The sequence below is a fragment of the Streptomyces sp. NPDC039430 genome, from assembly GCF_055639435.1.
The window spans coordinates 272885-287624 of the sequence record NZ_JBVKAK010000004.1 but is presented as its reverse complement, the minus strand read 5'-3'; the positions used below and the strand labels follow the sequence as shown (position 1 = coordinate 287624).

Sequence of the window (14740 nt, the reverse complement as noted above, 5' to 3'; positions counted from 1 at the left end):
GCCACCCGCAGGAGATCGCCGCCATGACGACGCATGACACAGAACGCCGGGCGCTGATGACCCCCGTCATCCTGCTGCTGCTCTCCGAACGGCCGGGACACGGATACGAACTGACCCAGCGGCTGGGCGCGTTCGGCTGGGCCGAGGCCGAGTCCGCGCATGTCTACCGGCTGCTGCGCGGCATGGAGAAGTGCGGCCAGATCTCCTCCCAGTGGCGGGCGTCCGCCTCCGGACCGGCCCGCCGGGAGTACGAGATCACCGCGGCCGGGGCGATGAGTCTGGCGCTGTGGTTCGTCCGGCTGGGGGAACTGCACAGCACGCTGCACCTGTTCCTGGAGCGCTATGCCCAGTTGAACGGTCCGGACCTCGCGGGGAGCGACGCCGACGTACAGCCGCTGTTCGGGCGCCGGCCCGCCACCTGATCCGGCCGGCACCCGGTCCGTCCGCCGTCCGGTCCGCCGGCCCCGGCGCCCTCCCGCCTCTCCCTCGCCGCTCACATGCGCCGCATGCGCAGATAGCGGCGCAGGTCGGGCACGGATTTCGCCGTCTCGTAGGCCACTCCGGCCATGACCACCCCGGCACAGACCCACAACCAGGTCAGATCGGTGTCCCTGGCGTGGTCCATTCCCTTCATCGGACGTGTCGTGTGCATGGAACTCATCTCCTTCGGTGTGCCGTGCCGGCGGCCGCGCCGGGCGGGCGCCGTACGAGGTCGAGTACGAGGTCCGCCGCCGGTCCGACGGCGGCGGCCACCGGCGCGCTCAGCCCGATGCCCTCCTCGGCGGAGAGCGGCTGGCAGCCGACCACCTGGACGTGTTCGGGGAGCGTGCCGCCCGCCCCGGCGTGCAGATCCCCGACCAGCCGGAGCACCGCCGCCGGGTCCATGCCGTGCCCGTCCAGCTGGGCGGGCGGCGCCCCTTCCGGCGAGGCGCCCGCCGGGTCCACCTCGATCACATAGACCGTGCCCGGGGGAGCGCCGCGGTCGACGGTGTCGACCAGCACGAGCCTGCGGTAGCCGTCCAGCAGCCGGTAGGCGAGATGGACACCCCGGATGCCCGCGTCCATCAGGTCGACCCCGGGCGGCAGCGGCCGGCCGGTCAGTCTGCGGACGGCCTCGACGCCGAAGCCGTCGTCGCCGAGGAAGATGTTGCCGATGCCCGCGATCAGGGTCCTGCCGTGCGAACTGTCCGGCAGCGGTACGGAGACGGATTCCGTGGCGGCCATGTCAGACGCCTCCTTCGCCGTCCCGCGCGCCGTCCCGCGCGGGCTCCGGCAGGGGATCCACCTCGTCGGGGCGGAAGTAGAGGAACCGGCCCTGCTCGCGCCGTACATCGACGCCGGGATCCCCGTCCACGGTGACCGCGATATGGGTCTCGCCGTCGAAGTCCTCCAGCACCGCCTCGACCGTCGCCGTGCGGCCCGTCAGGAAGATGTCCTGGGCGTCGGACCTGCGCGGTCCCGGCTGGAGCAGCACTCTGCTTCCGGCGCCGAGCACCTGCCCGTCGACGGTGACCGTGCCCCCGCCGGGCGCGGATGCCGTGTCCTGGGCGGGGTCCCACCAGGGCAGTCCCGGCCCGGTGGGCAGCCGGAGCCCGGCCGAGGGGGGCGCGGCGGACGGGTCCACGACGGTCAGGCCGATACCGACGTCGTCGGCGCCCGTCGGCTCGCCGGTCACCTCGCGCAGTCCGCGGATCGCGCCGTGCAGCCGCTCCATCACCTCGGCCGGCATACCGTCCACCAGATCGATCACCTCGGCGGCGCGGGCGTCCGTCCCCCGTGCCTCGCGCTTCTCCCGGTCGGTGAGCGCGGCCGTACGCAGCGAGAGGATCTCGTCGATCTCGGTGGAGTCGTACAGCGGTCCCGGGCTCTCCGCCGCGACCTCGGGGTGGTCGTCGAGGATGATCGGCGAGGACAGCATGACCTCGTCCCGGCCCTCCTCGCAGGCCAGTACCGGCCAGGTGTGCTCGTTGCGGCAGGTGCGCGCCGCGGGCCGGGCCCACTCCGGCGGGTCCGCCATCGACAGGAACCGCCCGCCGGGCAGCCCCAGCAGCAGATGCGCCCCGATCAGGCTGTGCGGCAGGGCGGACGCACGGTCGCCCGCCTCTTGCGGACCGGGCGTCCAGGCCGACACATTGCGTACGGTCGCGGTCAGCCGCAGCGCCCCGTACGGACCGGGCAGCGGCTCGGTGGTGAGCCGGATCTCGCCCGCCAGCGGCCGGGTGCGGCGCACCAGCCGCCCGACGACCCCGGCCGCGCCGTCGTGCACCGGCTCGTGCTCCACCCCGCCGGGCAGGTCGAACCGCCGCGTGTGCCCCTCCCCGGTGAGCCAGGCGAGCGGCACGTCGAGTGCGACGCGCTCCTCCTCGCCCTCGTCCCAGGGCACCAGCACCCGGTCGGGCAGGTCGAGTTCGGCCGCCTCGGTCCAGCTCCCGCCGTCCGGCGAGAGCCGCTCGACCGTCCGGCGGCGCACCTGGAGAAACCGCAGCTCCACGAGGAGCCGGTCGGCGCGGCGGGGCTCCAGGAGGCATTCCGTACGCTGCCAGGTGTGCTCGCCGCCCGCGTCCTGCCAGGCCGGCGGCACCAATACGCCGAACTGCCAGCGCAGTTGGTTCTTCCGCGCGGAGGCGCGGTACGGATACAGCACGTACCCCTCGAACAGGAGCGCGTCCGCGACCCGGCGGGCCTCGGTGAAGCCCGCCGTCACCCGCTCCACGGTGTCCCCGGTCATGGCTGCCCTCCTTCGGCGGTGCGCAGCAGCTCCTCGAAGACCCGCTCCCAGGAGGGCAGGGCCCGCTCCGAGCGGTAGCGGCGCAGGGATTCCAGACAGTCGTCGCGTACCCGCAGCCAGCCGGAGCCGGGGAAGTACTGCTCGATCATGTTCTGCCAGACCTTGACCGGCATCCGGAAGCCGGTCTCCTTGTGCCAGGGGACAGGCTCCGCGGTGAAGCCGCGCTCACCGGTGAAGACCGTGCCGGAGAACAGCAGCAGGAGCGGGATCTCACCGTCCGCGAGGGCGCGGAAGTACTTGGCGGACGCCACTTCCATGTCGTACGTACAGGGCACCGGCAGCTCGATCTCGGCGGCGCCCGTGAAACCGGGCACGGTCACCGAGGCATGGGCGAACTGGAGCGGTTTGAGCGTGCTGCTCCACCGCTCGGGCTCGCCGAAGAGATCGCCGAGCATCTCCATCTCGGCCGGGGCGTACCGACGTTGGACGGGTTCGATCCGGAGCTGGCAGCGCAGCGCCAGGGCGTGCACCCGCGCACCCCCGGCCGCCTCGATCCGCAGCCGGAACAGCAGGGTCGGGCCGGTACCGTACGGCTCCGGCCGTACATCGAGACAGGAGAACTCCAGCTCGGTCATGGGCCGTCCTCCTCCGCCGGGGGGCGTGCCGCGGCCCGGACCCGGGCGAAGAAGTCCGCCAGATCCGCGCGGGCCTCGGCGCCGCCGTCGAACCCCTGCCAGTGCAGCCGCATCCGGCCCACCAGCTCGTAACAGGCGTCGACCGGCACGAGATAGCACTCACCCGTGCCGGGTCCTTCCGCCTCGCGCTCGCGCCGGATCAGCAGCGCCTCGGTGTCGGGCCGCAGCAGCGCCGCCAGCCGGCTGTGGCCGAGGACGTCGCGCCAGGTGTCCGGGTCCAGCTCGCTCTCGGTGGCGCCCGCCGGGCTGGGGTAGAACGCGGCCAGCCGGTCCAGCTCGGAGTTGCGGAAGAAGAAGGCGAGGCCGACGGGGATCTGGAGCCGGTTCCAGCTCTCCTCGTCCAGGGTGAAGTCCGGGTCCGCCAGATAGCGGTCGGGCACCGCGCGGAAGTGGCCCGCACCCGCGCCCGGCCGGGTGAACAGCAGATAGCAGCCGGCGCAGGCACACATCAGCGACCGCTTACGGGTGTCGACCAGATGCCGGTGCTCACCGGACAGCGGCTCGGCGCACAGCTCGCACCGTTCCCGCGCGGGCGGCGGGCGGCGGGTGAAGCCGCGGAGCCCGGACGGGCCCGATACGGCGGCCGGTCCGGTCGGCCCCGTCGGTCCGGTCGGTCCCGTCGGCCCGGTCGGTCCGCCCGGGGAGTGCTCCGCCGCGCCGGGGACGCCCCCTGCCGGGGCGGGGCGGGCCGTCATGGCCCCGTCCCCAGCAGGACGCCCGGCAGCGCCACCCGCACGGAGCCGTTCTCCTCCAGCAGGGGGACGGGCTCCAGATGGCCGCGCTCGCCCCGGCCGGCCCGGCGGATGTCGTACTCCGCCGCGCAGGACGGACAGCGCAGCCGTTCGCCGACCACCGCCGCCTCGCCCAGCCGGCCCGCACAGCCCGGACAGTGGTCGCGGTACGCGTACAGATTGCCCGGCAGCCGGACCAGCAGCAGCGGGGTGCCCGCGCTCCCGTACACGGCGGACTCGCCGTCGGCGAGAGCCGGCAGCCCCGTCAGCGGCTGCCACTCGGCCGGAACACCCGCCGAACCGCCGGCGTCACCGGCGGGTACGTCACCGGCGGGTATGTCGCCGGCCGGCGCGTCCGGGGGCCGGGACATGATCTGGAGAAGCTCCGGTCCCGGCCGCTCCTCCGTCACTCCCTCGACCTCCACCTTCGAGATCTCGGGCACGCGCCGGGCCACGGCCTCCTCGATCGTCCAGCGCACGGTCTGCGCGGAGGACGGACAGCCGTCGCAGCTGCCCCGCAGCCGCAGCCGGAGGGTGAGTCCGTCCGCTCCCTCGCCGCCCTCCGGATCGAGCCCGGCGATGTCCACATCGCCCGCGTGCGACCCCAGATACGGGCGGACCTCGTCCAGCGCCCGGCCCACCCGGGTCAGCGTGTCCTCGGGGTGGAGGTCGTGCAGCACCAGCAGTCCGCCGACGAGTTCGTCGCCGCCGAGCAGGCTCAGCGGGTCGGCGCCGTCCGGCGCGTCGCGCAGCAGCTCGACCACACGGGCCAGCCCGCTCCCGTAGAACTCGACGATGCTGTGCACGAGTTCGTCCGCGAGATCGCGCCCCGCGGGCCCCATCGATCTCCCGAGATCATCGAGCAGCGCGGCGATGTGCTCACCCGCCTGCTGCTCCTTGGCCGTTGCTGCCATGTCACGGTGCCTTTCCTCCGGTGGGGACGGCTCCGGGCGGACCTGCGACTGCGACTGCGCCTGCGCGGATCAGCCGGCGAACCCGCTGAGCCCGGTGGGCATATGGGTCTCCTGGATGGTCCTGCCACCGCCGACGTACATATGGACGCCGCACGGCAGACACGGGTCGAAGCTGCGCACCGCCCGCATGATGTCGATGCCCTTGAAGGACTCCGGGGGGTTCTCCTCGAAGATCGGTGTGTTCTGCACCGCGTCCTCGTACGGGCCCGGTGTGCCGTAGGAGTCACGCACACTGGCGTTCCACGGAGTGGGCGGGTACGGATGGTAGTTGGCGATCTTGCCGTCCCTGATCACCATGTGGTGGGAGAGCACACCGCGTACCGCCTCGGTGAAGCCGACGCCGATCGACTCGTCCGGCACCTCGAAGCTCTCCCAGGTCTGGGTGTGGCCCGAGCGGACCTCCTCCATCGCCTGCTCCGCGAAGTGCAGCGCGCAGGCGGCGGCGTACGCCTGGAAGTAGGTGCGCGCGCGGTTGCGCTCCAGGGCGTTGCTCCACTGGGGGATCCGCCACTCGAAGGTGGTCTCCGGCTTGGTCATGGTGCGCGGGAGGTTGATCTCGACGCTGTGCCCGGTCGAGCGCACGTACCCGAAGTCGACCAGCCCCGACAGCGCGGTGGACCAGAGCCGGGCGAGGGGGCCGCCGCCGGTGTCCAGCGCGAGATGGTCCGTACCGTCGAACCAGCGCGGGGACATCACCCAGCTGTACTTGTCCTCGAAGTTCCGCTTCTGCGGGGCCGGGATGGTGTGCTGGTTCCACGGATGACGTCCGTCCACCGGGTTGCCCAGCGGGTCGCGCTCGACGAACTTCTCCTGGCCCGCCCAGTCGTCGTAGTACGAGCTGCCGAGCAGGATCCGGATGCCGAGGTTGATGTCGACCAGGTCGTTGGTGATGAGCTTGCCGTCGACGATGATGCCCGGTGTGACGAACATGCGCCGTCCCCAGTCGGACATGTTCCGGTACGTGAAGTCGCAGTGCTCCGGGTCGTTGAAGGCGCCCCAGCAGCCCAGCAGCACCCGTCGCCGGCCGACCTCCTCGTACCCGGGCAGCGCCTCGTAGAAGAAGTCGAACAGGTCGTCGTGGAGCGGGACGACGCGCTTCATGAACTCCACGTAGCGCGTCAGCCGGGTCAGGTAGTCCGTGAACAGCTGGATGGTGGCCACGGTTCCGACGCCGCCGGGGTAGAGCGTGGACGGATGGACATGCCGCCCCTCCATCAGACAGAACATCTCCCGGGTCTCCCGGCTGACCTGGAGCGCCTCGCGGTAGAACTCACCCTCCAGCGGGTTGAGCGAGCGCATGATGTCCGCGATGGTGCGGTAGCCGTGGTCGCCCGCGTGGGGCGCCTCGGTGCGCTCGGCCAGGTCCAGGACGCCGGGGTTGGTCTCGCGGACCATCTTCTCGCAGTAGTCCACGCCGACCAGGTTCTCCTGGAAGATGTTGTGGTCGAACATGTACTCCGCGGCCTCGCCGAGGTTGATGATCCACTCGCCGAGGTGCGGGGGCTTCACGCCGTACGCCATGTTCTGCGTGTACACCGAACAGGTCGCGTGGTTGTCGCCGCAGATGCCGCAGATGCGGCTGGTGATGAAGTGCGCGTCCCGGGGGTCCTTGCCCCGCATGAAGACGCTGTAGCCGCGGAAGACGGACGAGGTGCTGTAGCACTCCGCGACCCGCTTCTGCTTGAAGTCGATCTTCGTGTGGATCCCGAGACTGCCCACGATCCGGGTGATCGGATCCCAGGACATCTCCATCAGGCCGTTGCTGTCCTCGGCTCGCTTCGTCGGCGCCATGGGGTGCGCACCTTTCCTCAACGGTGGGGGACCGGATCACCAGGGGGTGGGACCACGGGGTGGGACACGGGGCGGGGCGGTTCACCAGGGGCCGGTACACCGCGCGGGGCGGCTCACCACGGAGGGTGGTAGCCGGTCAGGACCGTGTCGCCCTTGCGCCGCCACTTCGGTTCCTTGTCGACGGTCCTGGCCGTGACACCGCGCAGTTTGCGGATGACCTTGCCGTAGGCACCGCTGGCCGCCGCCGACACATGACCGCCCGGTGGCTCGTCCATGAAGGGCATGAACTTGTCCGGGAAGCCGGGCATCGTGCAGGCGATACAGATGCCGCCGACGTTGGGGCAGCCCCCGACGCCGTTGATCCAGCCGCGCTTGGGGACGTTGCACTTGACGACCGGACCCCAGCAGCCCAGTTTCACCAGGCACTGCGGCGAGCCGTACTCGGTCGCGAACTGGCCCTGCTCGTAGTAGCCGGCCCGGTCGCAGCCCTCGTGGACGGTCGCGCCGAACAGCCAGGTCGGGCGGAGCTGTTCGTCGAGCGGGATCATCGGCGCGGATCCGGCGGCCTGGTAGAGCAGATACAGCAGCGTCTCCGACGCGTTGTCCGGGTGGACCGGACAGCCGGGGATGCAGACGATCGGGATGCCCGCCCCGGACTTCCAGTCCCAGCCCAGATAGTCGGGCACCCCCATCGCGCCGGTCGGGTTGCCCTCCATGGCGTGGATCCCGCCGTACGTCGCGCAGGTGCCGATGGCCACGACGGCCAGCGCCTTGGGGGCGAGGCGGTCGATCCACTCGCTGGTGGTGATCGGCTGCCCGGTCTCGGGATCGTCGCCGAATCCGCACCAATAGCCTTCGCTCTTGATCGATTCATTCGGAATGGATCCCTCGACGACCAGCACGAAGGGTTCGATCTCTCCGCGATCCGCCTTGAAGAACCATTCGATGAAATTGTCGGCGCCCTGCACCGGGCCGCATTCGAAATCGATCAGGGGCCAGTGCACGGCTACCTTGGGCAGTCCGGGAAGGGCCCCGAGCGCTATTTCCTCGATGCTCGGCTGGGTGGCCGCGGTGAGTGATACGGAGTCTCCGTCGCAGCTCAGACCCGCGTTGATCCAGAGAATATGGACCGTCGGGTCTTCTTTCTCATGCTCTCCGCCGGGCGTGGCGCTGCCCTCGGAGACCGGTGTGGCGGTATCCATCATCCCCTCCTCGCGGGAATCGGGGCGAGGCTTTCCGGGAGGGGTGCGCACACGAGTGGCGCGCCTCTCCCACGAGCTTCCCTACCTGGATAGCGGAGACGGGCCGCTTTCGGTAAGTGCGGGATGGTCCTATGAACCGGCCGACGGACGGCCCCGCCCGGAGCCCGGGTTCCGCCCGCGCCCCGCTGAACCTTTGGCGAACAGCGGAGCACGGAGTGGCGAAGTGGGCGGCCCGTCGCCCATGGCGACCGTACGGTGACCGGACGATTTCGCTATCGGTCGCTTGTTCGAGTCCGTTTTCGAGGGGGGCGCACGGCCATGGAATGGCTCAGCGCGGAGAACATCATCGCCGTCGGCACCGCGGTCCTCGGTGTCGTCGCCTCACTGGGGGTGCTCTGGTACGAGCGGCGCGTGCCACGGCGCACCCGCATCGGCTACCGGGTCCAGTTGGACACCCCGGTGAGCAGCGCGGAGCGCACCGGCCGGGCCGGGGTCAGGCTCGGCCTCTTCCAGGACAACCCGCATCTCTCCGATGCCACGCTCGTCCTGCTGCGCATCGAGAACGACGGCTCCCAGAGCATCGCCGACGCCGACTACACGGGACGCGAACTCCACGGTCTGACGGTGGAGTTCAGCTCCCGCACCATCCGGGGCATCGCCGTCACCGCGCCGGGCGGCGCCGACCATCTGCTCGACCACTTCACCCCCTCCGCCGGGCTGCGCCACGCCGACGACAGCGTCTACCTGCCCCGGGTACCGCTCAACCAGGGCCAGTACTTCAAACTGCTCGTGCTGCTCACCGGCGGGCGGGTCGGCGACGCGATCCGGGTGACCGGTGGCATCAGGGACGGCGGGGTCTTCCCGAACCGCGGGACGACCCCCGACGACACCCCGCCCCTGTTCAGCAGGGCGTCCCGGCTGATCATCGTCCTGCTGACCGTCTGTGTGGTCACACTCGCCTCGATCATCGTCGTACGCGACGACGTCCGGCCGCCGATGGGGTGCGCGAGGGGCGTGCTGACCATCACGGGGTCCACCGCCTTCAACCCGGTCGCCCGGGAACTCGCCGACAAGTACGAGAAGGACTGCGCCGGTTCCACCGTGCACGTCGACGCGCGCAGCAGCCGCGAGGGCATCCAGGAGCTGGACGAGCGCGGCGCCGCCGCGAAGGACGGCTCACCCGCGCTGATCGCGTTCTCCGACGGTCCCAAGACGGACGGCTTCCCCCGGCTGCGGGAGAACCCGGTCGCGGTCTCCGTCTACACCCTGGTCGTCAACGACTCCGTCCCGCTGCCCGGCCTGACGACCGAGCAGGTCCGCCGGATCTACCGCGGCGACCTCACGCGATGGAACGCGCCCGGACTCGGCGGCCCCGATCTGCCCATCATCCTCGCCAGCCGGAAATCCGGCTCGGGGACCCGCGACATCTTCCAGCGCAGGGTGCTCGGCGGCGAGTTCGAGGAGGCCGACTCGTCGGCGGACTGCCGCCGCAAGGACGACCCGCGCGCCCGGGTCTTCCGCTGCGAACTCGACAGGACGGACCGGGTCCTGGCCACCGTCGCCGGCACTCCGGGGGCCATCGGCTACACGGAGCTGCGCTCCGGCAGCATGCCGGAGGGCCTGCATCCGCTGAGCCTGGACGGACTGTCCGCCTCCGCCGACACCATCGCCGAGAGCGCCTATCCGTTCCGGGAGGTCGAGTACGCCTACACCTACGGGAATCCGCCCGCGGACTCCCTCGTCTCCAGCTTCCTCAACTATCTGCTGCGCGGCAGCGGGCAGGACGTGGTCCGTACCCACGGCCATCTGCCGTGCTCCTCGCCGAAGGGGCAGACGGTCTGCGCCGGTGGGGCCGTCGGCGAGAGCCCGCCCGCACCCGCCGGCGGGACCGCCCGGTCTCAGTGAAACTGCGGGACGATCAGATAGAGGCCGTACGCGACCGCCGCCGCGCAGGAGAGGAAACAGACCGCGGCGACGGCCTTCGCCCCCGCGGTCGGCGGACGGACCCGGGCTCCGTCCCTGCGCCGGACGCCGTTCACGTCCCGAGGCGCCACGGCGCGTACGCCCAGCGAGAAGACGATCACGACCCCCACGGTGGCCCCGATGCTGACGAGGGCCACCTCCCCGAAGTCGTTCCAGTTCAGAGCCATGCGGTCTGCTCCCTTCAGGCACTCGCCTTGGCGCTTCCCGAGCGGACGGTGACGGTGCGTTCGTCGTTGACGTTGACCGGTGTGACGGGATGGCGCCGGGAGACGATCACGATGAAGACGGCCACGGCCGCGGCGGCCAGGGCGATGACGATGGTGCCGATGGTCCCGCCGTAGACGACCATCACGGCGGCGAGCGCGCCGACGGCCGCCGCCGCGGGCAGGGTGACGCACCAGGCGATGAGCATCCGCCCCGCGATTCCCCAGCGGACCTCCGCCAGCTTCCGGCCCAGCCCCGCGCCGAGGATGGCGCCGGAGCAGACCTGGGTGGTGGAGAGGGCGAAGCCCAGATGGGCGGAGGTGAGGATCACGGTCGTGGCGGACGACTCGGCGGCGAACCCCTGGGGAGCGCGGATATCGGTGAGACCCCGGCCCATGGTCCTGATGATCCGCCAGCCGCCGATATAGGTACCGAGGGCGATGGCCAGCCCGGCCGAGCCGATGACCCAGAGCGGCGGTCCCGACTTCGGCGCCAGCGCGCCCACGGAGATCAGAGTGAGGGTGATGACGCCCATGGTCTTCTGGGCGTCGTTGGTGCCGTGCGCCAGGGAGACCAGGGAGGCGGAGACGACCTGCCCCAGCCGGAAGCCCCGGTCGACCGAGGGGCCCCGGCCCCGGACGGTCAGCCGGTAGGCGAAATAGGTGGCCGCCAGTGCGGCGAGCCCGGCCACCAGCGGTGAGGCGATCGCCGGCAGGATGATCTTCTCGATCACCTGGTCGAAATGTACGCCCTGCCGCCCCGCGCCCACCCACACGGCGCCGATCAGTCCCCCGAACAGCGCGTGCGAGGAGCTGGAGGGCAGACCGAGCAGCCAGGTCGTCAGATTCCACAGGATGGCCCCGATCAGTCCGGCGAAGACCATGCCCGGCGTGACCAGGCTGTCGTTCACGATGCCGCCGGAGATCGTTCTGGCGACCTCGGTGGAGAGGAACGCGCCCGCGAGGTTCAGTACGCCGCTGATCAGTACGGCGATCCTGGGGCGGAGTGCCCCGGTGGCGATCGACGTCGCCATCGCGTTCGCGGTGTCATGGAATCCGTTGGTGAAGTCGAACGCCAGAGCGGTCAAGATCACCACTGGCACCAGCAACGTGATGTGGTCCATTCGCCTCATACAAGCGCAGGTACCGGTGTCCGGACGCCGGGCGGAGCGGGGACACCAGGTGCTTCCTCCCAAAGGATGAGTGGATCAGCCACTTCGCGCCGTGCTCCGACGAGAGCCGCCTTCGGGCGTGCCCGAACGGGCTCCGAGGGTGCGGACCGGAATTTTGACACGGCCTTGACAAATTAGGGTGGCCGTTGCCAGCATGCAAAACTCTCGCGAGTTTTCGCAATACGTTGATGCCGCATCGAAAACCCTCCGCCAATACGGTTCCACTGCACCGCGGGTGACGGGACATCACCCGTGGACGCAGGCTTCGCCCCTCAGTGAGACGGCTGCGCGGTTTCGCGTGCCCGCACGCCTGGCTCACGCCCCCCACCAGGTCAGGAAGGAAGCTCCATGTCTGGACCGTCAGGACTGTCAGGGCCGCCGAAACGGAAGCGGTCGTGGACGAGGTGGCTCGCCGTGCTCTCGCTGGTCGTCGCGGGCGGTGCCGTCACCGGCCCCGCGGCGGGCGCCCCCGCCGCCCCCGCAGCCGTGGCGCCCGCCGCGCCGGCCGCCCCCGCGGTCATTCCGGCCGGCGACTACCAGCAGGTACAACTTGCCCTCGGATCAGCCGAGTTGGGCGAGGCCATGTCGCTCGCGGTGCTGCCCGACCGTGCGGTCGTGCATACCGCCCGTGACGGCACGGTGCGCTTCACCGACGCCGCGGGCAACACCAAGACGGCGGGGAAGCTCGACGTCTACACCCATGACGAGGAAGGGCTCCAGGGCATAGCCGCCGACCCCGGCTTCGCCTCCAACCGGTATCTCTACCTGTACTACTCACCTAAGCTGAACACCCCGGGCGGCGACGCCCCGGTCACCGGCTCCGCCGCCTCCTTCGAGCCGTGGAAGGGCCACCTCAATCTCTCCCGGTTCACCCTGAAGACCGACGGCACCCTCGACATGGCGAGCGAGAAGGTCGTCCTCGAAGTGCCCAACGACCGCGGCCAGTGCTGCCACGTCGGCGGGGACATCGACTTCGACGCCGCCGGGAACCTCTACCTGACCACCGGTGACGACACCAACCCGTTCGAGTCGAGCGGCTACTCGCCGATCGACGAACGGACCGACCGCAACCCGCAGTTCGACGCCCAGCGCTCCTCCGGCAACACCAACGACCTGCGCGGCAAGGTCCTCAGGATCAAGCCGACGGCCGCCGGCGGCTACACCGTCCCGGCGGGAAACCTGTTCGCCCCCGGTACGGCGCAGACCCGTCCCGAGATCTACGCGATGGGCTTCCGCAACCCCTTCCGGATGTCGGTCGACAAGGCCACCGGCATCGTCTACCTCGGTGACTACGGACCCGACGCGGGCGGCACCGACGGGGGCGGGCGCGGACCCAGCGGCCAGGTCGAGTTCAACCGCGTCACCGGACCCGGCAACTACGGCTGGCCGTACTGCACCGGCACGAACACCGCCGCCGAGACCTACGGCGAGTACACCTTCCCGAGCGGTCCCACCGGGGCGAAGTACAACTGCGCCGGCGGCCCGGCCAACAACTCCTTCCGCAACACCGGCCAGGCCACGCTGCCCCCGGCCAAGGCGAGCTGGATCAGGTACGGCGGCGACGCCGGCTCCCCGCCCGAGTTCGGCGGCGGCTCCGAATCCCCCATGGGCGGACCGGTCTACCGCTACGACGCGAACCTGAACTCGAACGTGAAGTTCCCGGAGTCCCTCAACGGCCGCTTCTTCGCCGCCGAGTACGGCCGGAAGTGGATCAAGGCCATCGAGGTGAAGGCCGACGGCTCCCCCGGGGTCATCGAGGCCTTCCCCTGGACCGGCACCCAGGTCATGGACCAGGCGTTCGGCCCGGACGGCGCGCTGTACGTGCTCGACTACGGCACCGGCTCCAACAACCAGGCCCTCTACCGGGTCGAATACGTCGGCGGCAGCAACCGCAACCCGGTCGCCGCCGCGGCGGCCAACAAGACCTCGGGACCGGTCCCGCTCACCGTCGCGTTCTCCTCGGCGGGCAGCTCCGACCCCGAGGGCCAGGCCCTGACCTACTCCTGGAACTTCGGTGACGGCACCACGTCCACCGCGGCCAACCCGTCGCACACCTACACCACCGCGGGCACCTTCCGGCCGACCCTGACGGTCAGGGATCCGCAGGGCCTCACCGGCACGGCGAGCCTCGTGGTGACGGCGGGCAACACGGCGCCGACCGTCAATCTCACCGGCCCCAAGGACGGTGAGCTGTTCTCCTTCGGCGACACCGTGCCCTTCGCGGTCACCGTCAGCGACCCCGAGGACGGGGCCATCGACTGTGCCAAGGTGAAGGTCACCTATCTCCTGGGCCACGACGAGCACCGTCACGCGATCACCTCGAAGAACGGCTGCACCGGTACGATCGCCATACCGACCGACGGTGAGCACGACAGCGCCGCCAATCTCTACGGTGTCTTCGACGCCGAGTACACCGACGGCGCCGGACTGACCACGCACAGCATCCGTATCCTCCAGCCCCGCCACCGGCAGGCCGAGCACTTCTCGGCGCAGTCCGGCATAGAGGTGGCGGGACACGGTCCCGCCGAGGGCGGCAACACGGTCGGCTTCACCGACAACGGTGACTGGATCTCCTTCAAGCCCTACGCGGTGGGGAACGCCAACAGGATCACCGCCCGGGTCTCCTCCGGCGGCCCCGGCGGCACGATCGAGGTACGCACAGGATCGGCCACCGGCACCCTGCTCGGCACACTGACCGTACCGACGACCGGTGGCTGGGAGACCTTCACCGACGTCTCCGCCAATCTGACCAACGCACCGGCCGCCTCCACGGAGTTGTTCCTCGTCTTCAAGGGCGTCACGGGACAGGGCAACCTCTTCGACGTGGACGCCTTCACCTTCACCACCGGCAGCGGAGCCACGAGCCAGACGGTGGAGGGGGAGTCGTACTCCTCGTCCCAGGGCGTCCAGATCGCCGACCACGCCCCGGCCAGCGGCGGCAAGACACTCGGCTACATCGAGAACGGTGACTGGGCGGGGTACGCGTCCGTGCCCACGGCCGGGACCAAGACCTTCAGCGCGAAGGTCTCCTCGGGCGGCGCGGGCGGCACCATCCAGGTCCGGTCGGGATCGGCGACCGGCGCCCTGCTCGGCTCCGTCGCCGTCCAGCCCACCGGCGGCTGGGAGACCTTCACCACCGTATCCACCGCTCTGACGGGCACAGCCTCCTCCGGACCGCTGTTCCTCTCCTTCACCGGCGGCGCGGGCTCCCTGTTCGACATCGACACCCTCACCCTCACCAAGTGAGGCGCGGGAAAGGGA

13 protein-coding genes are annotated in these 14740 nt (G+C 70.7%); 3 read left to right on the top strand and 10 right to left on the bottom strand.

Annotation, left to right across the window (positions count from 1 at the left end):
- Positions 1–23 precede the first annotated feature (23 nt).
- Positions 24–422: a helix-turn-helix transcriptional regulator gene (locus ACZ7LS_RS13065; protein WP_382518996.1), complete on the top strand. Its 399-nt coding sequence runs from the start codon at positions 24–26 to the stop codon at positions 420–422.
- A 71-nt stretch (positions 423–493) separates the two neighbouring features.
- On the opposite strand, the gene ACZ7LS_RS13060 is transcribed toward ACZ7LS_RS13065, so the two are convergent.
- The 8 genes from ACZ7LS_RS13060 to ACZ7LS_RS13025 all read right to left on the bottom strand — a co-directional run bounded on the left by ACZ7LS_RS13060 (position 494) and on the right by ACZ7LS_RS13025 (position 8121).
- Positions 494–652, bottom strand: a complete 159-nt coding sequence (locus tag ACZ7LS_RS13060; protein ID WP_165371973.1) for a DUF6893 family small protein — start codon at positions 650–652, stop codon at positions 494–496.
- Between the two features lie 5 nt (positions 653–657).
- Positions 658–1224 (bottom strand): hydrogenase maturation protease, encoded by a 567-nt coding sequence (locus ACZ7LS_RS13055; protein WP_382518999.1) that lies wholly within the window; start codon positions 1222–1224, stop codon positions 658–660.
- A gap of 1 nt (position 1225) precedes the next feature.
- Positions 1226–2728 carry a hypothetical protein gene (locus ACZ7LS_RS13050; protein WP_385129709.1) on the bottom strand — a complete coding sequence of 501 codons (1503 nt, stop codon included), beginning with the start codon at positions 2726–2728 and terminating at the stop codon, positions 1226–1228.
- The gene (locus tag ACZ7LS_RS13045) at positions 2725–3363 is read right to left on the bottom strand and encodes a DUF6084 family protein (protein ID WP_382665534.1); all 639 of its coding nucleotides are present in this window, start codon (positions 3361–3363) and stop codon (positions 2725–2727) included. The genes ACZ7LS_RS13050 and ACZ7LS_RS13045 overlap by 4 nt, the downstream gene beginning before the upstream one ends.
- On the bottom strand, positions 3360–4118 hold the full coding sequence (locus ACZ7LS_RS13040) for a DUF5947 family protein (RefSeq protein WP_385129707.1): 759 nt from the start codon (positions 4116–4118) through the stop codon (positions 3360–3362). Before ACZ7LS_RS13040 ends, ACZ7LS_RS13045 begins: the two co-directional genes overlap by 4 nt.
- A complete protein-coding gene (locus ACZ7LS_RS13035; RefSeq protein WP_382519011.1) occupies positions 4115–5068 on the bottom strand; it encodes a NifU family protein in 954 nt (317 codons plus the stop codon). The genes ACZ7LS_RS13040 and ACZ7LS_RS13035 overlap by 4 nt, the downstream gene beginning before the upstream one ends.
- Before the next feature lie 69 nt (positions 5069–5137).
- A complete protein-coding gene (locus ACZ7LS_RS13030) occupies positions 5138–6919 on the bottom strand; it encodes a nickel-dependent hydrogenase large subunit (protein ID WP_382519013.1) in 1782 nt (593 codons plus the stop codon).
- Positions 6920–7032: 113 nt separating this feature from the next.
- Positions 7033–8121: an NADH-quinone oxidoreductase subunit B family protein gene (locus ACZ7LS_RS13025; RefSeq protein ID WP_385129705.1), complete on the bottom strand. Its 1089-nt coding sequence runs from the start codon at positions 8119–8121 to the stop codon at positions 7033–7035.
- Positions 8122–8439: 318 nt separating this feature from the next.
- Between ACZ7LS_RS13025 and ACZ7LS_RS13020 the strand changes: the two genes are divergently transcribed.
- Positions 8440–10026 carry a PstS family phosphate ABC transporter substrate-binding protein gene (locus ACZ7LS_RS13020; RefSeq protein ID WP_382665528.1) on the top strand — a complete coding sequence of 529 codons (1587 nt, stop codon included), beginning with the start codon at positions 8440–8442 and terminating at the stop codon, positions 10024–10026.
- Here ACZ7LS_RS13020 and ACZ7LS_RS13015 read toward each other — a convergent pair.
- Both ACZ7LS_RS13015 and ACZ7LS_RS13010 read right to left on the bottom strand, forming a co-directional pair.
- The gene (locus tag ACZ7LS_RS13015) at positions 10020–10271 is read right to left on the bottom strand and encodes a hypothetical protein (RefSeq protein ID WP_385129703.1); all 252 of its coding nucleotides are present in this window, start codon (positions 10269–10271) and stop codon (positions 10020–10022) included. The two genes, ACZ7LS_RS13020 and ACZ7LS_RS13015, sit on opposite strands and share 7 nt — an antisense overlap.
- 14 nt (positions 10272–10285) lie before the next feature.
- The gene (locus ACZ7LS_RS13010; protein WP_382519024.1) at positions 10286–11431 is read right to left on the bottom strand and encodes an inorganic phosphate transporter; all 1146 of its coding nucleotides are present in this window, start codon (positions 11429–11431) and stop codon (positions 10286–10288) included.
- Positions 11432–11827: 396 nt separating this feature from the next.
- On the opposite strand from ACZ7LS_RS13010, the gene ACZ7LS_RS13005 reads away from it, so the two are divergent.
- A complete protein-coding gene (locus ACZ7LS_RS13005; RefSeq protein WP_385129701.1) occupies positions 11828–14725 on the top strand; it encodes a carbohydrate-binding protein in 2898 nt (965 codons plus the stop codon).
- The last annotated feature ends 15 nt before the right edge of the window (positions 14726–14740 follow it).

What these genes read in the sequence shown, in the direction of transcription:
- ACZ7LS_RS13065 (WP_382518996.1), top strand. Translation starts at nt 24, where the DNA reads ATGACGACGCATGACACAGAACGCCGGGCGCTGATGACCCCCGTCATC.
- ACZ7LS_RS13060 (WP_165371973.1), bottom strand. Translation starts at nt 652, where the DNA reads ATGCACACGACACGTCCGATGAAGGGAATGGACCACGCCAGGGACACC.
- ACZ7LS_RS13055 (WP_382518999.1), bottom strand. Translation starts at nt 1,224, where the DNA reads ATGGCCGCCACGGAATCCGTCTCCGTACCGCTGCCGGACAGTTCGCAC.
- ACZ7LS_RS13050 (WP_385129709.1), bottom strand. Translation starts at nt 2,728, where the DNA reads ATGACCGGGGACACCGTGGAGCGGGTGACGGCGGGCTTCACCGAGGCC.
- ACZ7LS_RS13045 (WP_382665534.1), bottom strand. Translation starts at nt 3,363, where the DNA reads ATGACCGAGCTGGAGTTCTCCTGTCTCGATGTACGGCCGGAGCCGTAC.
- ACZ7LS_RS13040 (WP_385129707.1), bottom strand. Translation starts at nt 4,118, where the DNA reads ATGACGGCCCGCCCCGCCCCGGCAGGGGGCGTCCCCGGCGCGGCGGAG.
- ACZ7LS_RS13035 (WP_382519011.1), bottom strand. Translation starts at nt 5,068, where the DNA reads ATGGCAGCAACGGCCAAGGAGCAGCAGGCGGGTGAGCACATCGCCGCG.
- ACZ7LS_RS13030 (WP_382519013.1), bottom strand. Translation starts at nt 6,919, where the DNA reads ATGGCGCCGACGAAGCGAGCCGAGGACAGCAACGGCCTGATGGAGATG.
- ACZ7LS_RS13025 (WP_385129705.1), bottom strand. Translation starts at nt 8,121, where the DNA reads ATGGATACCGCCACACCGGTCTCCGAGGGCAGCGCCACGCCCGGCGGA.
- ACZ7LS_RS13020 (WP_382665528.1), top strand. Translation starts at nt 8,440, where the DNA reads ATGGAATGGCTCAGCGCGGAGAACATCATCGCCGTCGGCACCGCGGTC.
- ACZ7LS_RS13015 (WP_385129703.1), bottom strand. Translation starts at nt 10,271, where the DNA reads ATGGCTCTGAACTGGAACGACTTCGGGGAGGTGGCCCTCGTCAGCATC.
- ACZ7LS_RS13010 (WP_382519024.1), bottom strand. Translation starts at nt 11,431, where the DNA reads ATGGACCACATCACGTTGCTGGTGCCAGTGGTGATCTTGACCGCTCTG.
- ACZ7LS_RS13005 (WP_385129701.1), top strand. Translation starts at nt 11,828, where the DNA reads ATGTCTGGACCGTCAGGACTGTCAGGGCCGCCGAAACGGAAGCGGTCG.